Genomic DNA, 6,098 nt, shown 5'->3' on the forward strand with positions numbered 1-6,098 from the left:
CATGGCCAGCCGTCAGCCATGAAACAGCGCAAACAACAGCGTCAGATTGATCAACAACGAGCCAACCGCCAGCGCCCGCCAGACCTTCAGCGGCTCGCGTTCCAGCAGGGGGCGGGGGCGTACGTTCAGGCTGCGGCGCTCCCCCTGTTCCATCAGCAGCAACCATTCTTCCGCCGTTTCAAAGCGCTGGGCCGGATCCGCTGCCACTGCGCGCTCCAGGCTTTGGGTCAGCCATTCCGGCAGATCCGGGCGATAGCGGCTGGGATTCACCGGCACCCCGAAGCGGGGACGCTGGAACGCTTCGATTTCGCCATAGGGGTAGTGCCCGGTAAGCAGGTAATAAAGGGTCACGCCTACCGCATACAGATCCTGCTGCGGCGCCGGCTTGTCACCGCGAAACCCTTCCGGCGCGATATAGCTCGGGGTGCCGGGCAGGGTAGAGGGCTGGTCTTCGGACAGGCCGGGGCACCAGGCCAGGCCGAAGTCCAGCAGGCGCAATTCGCCGTCGTCCCCCAGCAACAGGTTCTCCGGCTTGATGTCGCGATGCAGGATCTGCCGACGATGCAGCAGACCGACCGCCTTGAGCAGGCGTTCGGCCAACTCCTGCCACTGGGCCAGCGGCAACGGCCCGCTCTGCGCAAACAGCTGCGCCAGGGTGACGCCGGAATATTCCCGCATCACGTAGTACAAATGCTGACGCTGACCGGCCGCATGGACTTCAGGAAAATGCCGGCCGGCGACGCGCTTGAGAAACCATTCCTCAGACAGCAACGCTTGCCCGGCCAGATGATCATCGCGCAGCGCGCCGGGCAGGGTTTTCAGCAGCCAGGGCTGTTGTTGGGCATCACGCACCCGATACAGCAGTGACTGCTGACTCTGGCCGACAATGCTTTCGATCTTCCAGCCCTCGAAGTCCTGGCCGGGTTTCAGCGCCGGCGGCAGCGGCCATTGCTGCAAATGAATCAGCGCATCGCCGATGCTGGTTTCCCCCAGGGCATCGACCCGCACCAGCATGGCGCTGGCGTTGTCCTGGCTGCCGGCCAGATGCGCCGCATTCACCAAAGTCTGCGCAGCGCTGTCGAGATCGGGTTGGTCGCGCAGGATCGCCGCAATCGCCGTATCCCCCAGCACCGCCCAGACCCCATCGCTGAGCAGCACGAAGCTCTCATCGACCCGCAGTTCACCGTCGAGAAAATCCAGCACCAGATGCTGATCGAGCCCCAGCGCGCGCTTGAGCACATGCTGCATGCCCGGCTGTTCCCACACATGATCTTCACTGACCCGCTGCAACTGATCGGCGTGCCAGCGATAGACCCGGCAATCGCCGACATGGGCCAGAGTAAAGCGCCGGCCACGCATGACCAGCGCACTCACCGTGGTCAGCAGCGGCTGCCCGCCGCCATTAGCCTGTAACCAGCGGTTCTGTGCCAGCAGCAGGCGATCCAGCGCCTGGGCGACGCCCCAGGTTTCCGGGGTCGCGTAATAGTCCAAAGCCAGAGCCTGCAAGGTCGAGCGGGCGGCCAGGCCACCATCGGCGCACTGGCTGACGCCGTCGGCGATGGCGAACAGGTAACCCTTGCTCGCGGCCAGTGCCGGGGCCGGCGTGACCAGGCGCAGGGCGTCCTGGTTTTCCTCGCGCGGCCCGGTGGCGCTGGCTTCGGCAAAACTCAGTTGCAGGCTCATGGCGATCTCAGACCCGGGCAGCGGTCACAGCGGCCGACCCCCAAGTGGTTCTCCAGCGACGTTTCACGCCGTGCAGGCCGAACCAGGCGAGTACCGCGAGGCTCGCGAACAACCACAGCGCCATCTGGTAGCTGCCGGTGTTTTGCTTGATCGCGCCCATGCCCGCCGCCAGGGCAAAACCGCCGATGCCGCCGGCCATGCCAATCAGCCCGGTCATCACACCGATTTCCCGACGGAAGCGCTGCGGTACCAGCTGAAACACCGCGCCGTTGCCGGCACCCAGACCGAGCATGGTGCACACAAACAGTGCCAGCGCCGCGTAGGAGCTCGGCAGGTTGAAACCCACGGCCGCGATGCAGATCGCCGCCACGGTGTACATCCCCAGCAAGGTGCGGATGCCGCCGAAGCGATCCGCCAGGGCACCACCCAGAGGGCGCATCAGGCTGCCACCGAACACGCAGGCGGCGGTGTAATAGCCGGCGGTGACCGGGCTCAGGCCGTATTGGTCGTTGAAGTAGCCGGGCAGGGCGCTGGCCAGGCCGATGAAGCCGCCGAAGGTCACGCTGTAGAAGAACATGAACCACCAGCTGTCACGGTCGCCCAGCGCCTTGAAGTAGTCGGCCATCGACTTGGCTTTTGGCCGCTCCGGGGCATTCTTGGCCAGCCAGGCGAAGACGATCAGGGTCAGGATCAGCGGGATCAGGGCGAAGCCGAAGACGTTGCTCCAGCCAAACGCCGCCGCCAGTACCGGTGCAATAAGCGCTGCCAGCACGGTGCCCGAGTTACCGGCCCCGGCGATGCCCATGGCCTTGCCCTGGTGCTGCGGTGGATACCACTGCGACGCCAGCGGCAGGGCCACGGCGAAGGACGCGCCGGCCATGCCGAGGAACAGCCCCAGCAGCAGAGCCTGCTCGTAGCTGTGGATGCCGAGTTTCCAGGCGCCGAACAGCGCGCAGATGACGATCACCTGGCCGATCAGACCAGCGGTTTTCGGCGACAGACGATCGGCCAGCATGCCCATCACGAAGCGCAGGATCGCCCCTGCCAGAATCGGCGTCGCTACCACCATCCCGCGTTGCTGGGTGGTCAGGTGCAGGTCGGCGGCGATCTGCACCGCCAGAGGGCCGAGCAGGTACCAGACCATGAAGCTCAGGTCGAAATAGAGGAAGGCCGAGAACAGGGTCGGGGTATGGCCGGATTTCCAGAAGCTTGAATTCATCGCGCACCTCAGCTGAAAGGAGTCTCGAACGGGAGTCAGTCGGGGCGCCGCCGGGCGGCACCACCGGCCCCGGGCTATGGGGCCAAAACAAAAAAACGCCGCTACCCGATTCGCCATGGGCGAAGGGGGTGAGCGACGTCTTTGTCGTAGGTGGGGCAACCGCCGTTGGTTACCTGTATTGATTGCTTAGCGAGATTTGTGCCAACGCACAGACCTGTAGCAGCTGGCGAAGCCTGCGTCCGGCTGCGCAGCAGTCGCAAAACCTGAATGCGAGGTCTGTCTGACACACCGCGTGTGCTGATTTCACGACTGCTTCGCAGCCGGACGCAGGCTTCGCCAGCTGCTACAGGGACCGCGTTTCAGGGAGAAATCGGATGTTTCACCCTCCCCCGTAGGAAGATTCTGAAATCCGCGCAAAAGGCTACAGCGCCTTGCGGCATTGCCTACGGCTCCGCCAGAATCCGCCGGCTTGTGCGCTTTGGGGGCCGTCGCTAACTTGGTTCGCGTCACCGATTGTCGGTGATCGGGTTTAGTAGCCCGTGCTCATATGTAGCGCATCTGCGCTCCTGAAAGGCAGGTATATCCATACCTGCCCTTGACGGCAGCCGTGCGTAGGGCGCTTTAGGGCGCGCCGGCCTCATATGACCCGGTCTACTAACCTGCGCACAGCTGCCACCCTCTTGATTAGTCGCGACTTGGTGTTGGCTGGCATTCATGTTCCCCAATCTTCAAGGACCTGAATCATGACCAACCCACGCAAACCCAATCCCTTCTTCCACGTCGCTCCCGACATCGACAACCGCACCCTGCTTGAATACGCCAGCGTCTCCCTGGCCTCGGCCAGCGCGATGGCGAGCGACTTCGCCCGAAACCTGAAGGAGTCGGATGGGCATATTCTGTTGGGGATTCAGCAGTCGATCATGCTGGGAGAGATGGCGGTGAATCGGGTCCTCGACAACCTCGATCCCCCGTGACCCCCGCCCCTTGTGGGAGCGAGCCTGCTCGCGATGGACGTCCAGACAATGCGGTCATTCAAAGGATCCGCGTTATCGTTGGCGTCTATCGCGAGCAGGCTCGCTCCCACAGGAAGAGGCGGTGAAGCGTTATGCGCCGTAGCGCTTTTGGCCCCAGGCGAGCAGGCCTTGCAGCAGTTCTTTCAACACCACCCGAGTTGGCTCGGCCAGATCCGCGCGGTAGCGGAACGGTTCGAATTCTTCCATGTAGGTGCACTGGCCCAGTTCCAGTTGCACGGCGTGGATGTTATCTGCCGGGTTGCCGTAGTGGCGGGTGATGTGGCCGCCTTTGAAGCGGCCGTTGAGCACGTGGCTGTAGTCCGGGTGGCCGGCGCAGATGGCTTCCAGTTGCGAGGCCAGTTGCGGGTCGCAGCTGGCGCCGTTGAAGGTGCCGAGGTTGAAGTCGGGCAGCTTGCCGTCGAACAGGTGCGGGATGATCGAGCGGATCGAGTGGGCGTCGAACAGCAGCGCATAGCCGAACTCGGCCTTCAGGCGCGCAAGCTCTTGCTGCAGGGTGCTGTGGTAGGGGGTCCAGATTTTTTCCAGATAGGTTGCGCGCTCATCCTTGGAAGGCTCCAGGCCTTCCCGGAACAGCGGCACGCCGTCGAACAGGGTCGCCGGGTACAGGCCGGTGGTGGCGCCGACGTACAGCGGCTTGTCGTCGGACGGCCGGTTCAGGTCGATGACGAAACGCGAATACTCGGCCGCCAGGGTGCTGGCGCCCAGTTCGCTGGCGAAGTCGTACAGCTGCGGGATGTGCCAGTCGGTGTCCGGCAGGCTTTTCGCGTCGGGGATCAATCCGGCTTCAACTGTTGGGGTCAGACGGGTACCGGCGTGGGGCATACTGATCAGCAGCGGTACCCGGCCTTGTTTGAAGTTCAACACCTTATCCACAACGACTCTCCTACAGGCTCGTTTCGACGCCGTGACGCACGACGCGTTTTTCCAGATCACCGCCCAGCCAGTACGACAGGTCGGCCGGACGATCGATTTGCCAGGCGACGAAATCCGCCACCTTGCCTACCTCGATCGAACCGTGGGTGTCGGCCATGCCCAGGGCGGTGGCCGCATGAATGGTCGCGCCGGCCAGGGCTTCTTCCGGGGTCATCCGGAAGCACGTGCAGGCCATGTTCAGCATCAGGCGCACCGACAACGCCGGCGAGGTGCCCGGGTTGAGGTCGCTGGCGATGGCGATTTTCACACCGTGCTTGCGCAGTGCTTCCATCGGCGGCAATTGGGTTTCGCGCAGGAAGTAGAACGCACCGGGCAACAACACCGCGACCGTGCCGGACTTGGCCATGGCGATGGCGTCGTCTTCGTCCATGAACTCCAGGTGATCGGCGGACAGCGCCTGGTAGCGCGCGGCCAGGCTGGAACCGTGCAGCGACGACAATTGCTCGGCATGCAGCTTCACTGGCAAGCCCAATTTGTGCGCGGTGACGAACACGCGCTCGACCTGTTCCGGGGAAAAGGCCAGGTATTCACAAAACGCGTCCACGGCATCCACCAGCCCTTCGGCGGCCAGGGCCGGGAGCATTTCGGCGCAAATGTGATCGATGTAGTCGTCGGCGCGGTCCTTGTATTCCGGCGGCAGAGCGTGGGCGGCCAGGCAGGTGGTGCGCACACTGATCGGCAGCTCGGCGCCCAGGCGACGGGCCACGCGCAGCATCTTGCCTTCGTTGGCCAGGTCCAGGCCGTAGCCGGACTTGATCTCGACGCTGGTGACGCCGTCGCGCATCAGGCTTTTCAGACGGCGGGCGGCGCTGGCGAACAGTTGCTCTTCGCTGGCGGCACGGGTGGCGCGCACGGTGCTGGCGATGCCGCCACCGCTGGCGGCGATTTCCGCGTAGCTGACGCCTTGCAGGCGCTTTTCGAATTCATCGCTGCGGTTGCCGCCGAACACCGTGTGGGTGTGGCAGTCGATCAGGCCCGGGGTGACCCAGGCGCCGTCCAAGTCATTGACCGCCGAAAAGTCGCCGGACGGCAGTTCACTGCGCGGGCCGACCCACTCAATGTGCGCACCGGACGTCACGATGGCCGCGTCTTCGATGATCGAATAAGCGCCTTGGGCCATGGTTGCGACGTGGCAGTGTTGCCAGAGGGTTTTCATCCCAAATCCTCGTTGTGTTCAAAATCGGTTCGCGGGCAAGCCTCGCTCCTACAGGTTTGATGTCGCCCCTGTA

General features: G+C 63.9%; 5 protein-coding genes. 1 reads left to right on the forward strand and 4 read right to left on the reverse strand.

All coding sequences use genetic code 11. From position 1 onward, the window contains the following. Positions 1–12 precede the first annotated feature (12 nt). Positions 13–1,683 carry a protein kinase domain-containing protein gene (locus tag ACW9JE_RS14005; protein ID WP_457433065.1) on the reverse strand — a complete coding sequence of 557 codons (1,671 nt, stop codon included), beginning with the start codon at positions 1,681–1,683 and terminating at the stop codon, positions 13–15. Positions 1,684–1,690: 7 nt separating this feature from the next. Further along, entirely contained in the window at positions 1,691–2,902 is a 1,212-nt protein-coding gene (locus tag ACW9JE_RS14010; RefSeq protein WP_457433066.1) for a nitrate/nitrite transporter, read from the reverse strand. A 743-nt stretch (positions 2,903–3,645) separates the two neighbouring features. On the opposite strand from ACW9JE_RS14010, the gene ACW9JE_RS14015 reads away from it, so the two are divergent. After that, positions 3,646–3,876, forward strand: a complete 231-nt coding sequence (locus ACW9JE_RS14015; RefSeq protein WP_224540925.1) for a DUF6124 family protein — start codon at positions 3,646–3,648, stop codon at positions 3,874–3,876. 129 nt (positions 3,877–4,005) lie between these two features. On the opposite strand, the gene hutG is transcribed toward ACW9JE_RS14015, so the two are convergent. Together hutG and hutI are read right to left on the reverse strand one after the other, a co-directional pair. Beyond that, positions 4,006–4,809, reverse strand: a complete 804-nt coding sequence (hutG, locus tag ACW9JE_RS14020) for an N-formylglutamate deformylase (protein WP_457433067.1) — start codon at positions 4,807–4,809, stop codon at positions 4,006–4,008. 10 nt (positions 4,810–4,819) lie between these two features. Beyond that, positions 4,820–6,025 (reverse strand): imidazolonepropionase, encoded by a 1,206-nt coding sequence (gene hutI / locus ACW9JE_RS14025; protein ID WP_457433068.1) that lies wholly within the window; start codon positions 6,023–6,025, stop codon positions 4,820–4,822. Positions 6,026–6,098 lie beyond the last annotated feature (73 nt).

Source organism: Pseudomonas sp. SDO55104_S430, assembly GCF_054070595.1.

Coding starts and splice junctions, on each gene's coding strand:
- hutI (WP_457433068.1), bottom strand. CDS start 6,025: ATGAAAACCCTCTGGCAACACTGCCACGTCGCAACCATGGCCCAAGGC.
- ACW9JE_RS14015 (WP_224540925.1), top strand. CDS start 3,646: ATGACCAACCCACGCAAACCCAATCCCTTCTTCCACGTCGCTCCCGAC.
- ACW9JE_RS14010 (WP_457433066.1), bottom strand. CDS start 2,902: ATGAATTCAAGCTTCTGGAAATCCGGCCATACCCCGACCCTGTTCTCG.
- ACW9JE_RS14005 (WP_457433065.1), bottom strand. CDS start 1,683: ATGAGCCTGCAACTGAGTTTTGCCGAAGCCAGCGCCACCGGGCCGCGC.